Origin of the sequence: Parazoarcus communis SWub3 = DSM 12120 (genome assembly GCF_003226565.1) — a bacterium.
Classification (GTDB): domain Bacteria; phylum Pseudomonadota; class Gammaproteobacteria; order Burkholderiales; family Rhodocyclaceae; genus Parazoarcus; species Parazoarcus communis.
The window spans coordinates 1-240 of sequence record NZ_QKOE01000220.1; the positions used below are offsets into that span (position 1 = coordinate 1).

At 65.0% G+C, this 240-nt stretch carries 1 protein-coding gene; it reads left to right on the top strand.

Features of this window, described 5'->3' with window-relative positions:
• Window positions 1-240: ABC transporter ATP-binding protein C-terminal domain-containing protein (locus DNK49_RS23815; RefSeq protein WP_481345691.1), on the top strand; the 240-nt coding region annotated here is incomplete at both ends.

Sequence of the window (240 nt, forward strand, 5' to 3'; positions counted from 1 at the left end):
GCCTGCTGCTGCTCGACGAGCCGGCCGCGGGGCTGCGCTTCAAGGAGAAGGAAGCGCTGGCGGCGCTGCTGAAGAAACTCAAGGCCGAAGGCATGGCCATCTTGCTGGTCGAGCACGACATGGACTTCGTCATGGGGCTGGTCGACCGGGTGGTGGTGATGGAGTTCGGCGAGAAGATTGCCGAAGGGCTGCCCGAAGAGGTGCAGAAGGACCCGGCGGTGCTCGAAGCGTATCTGGGCG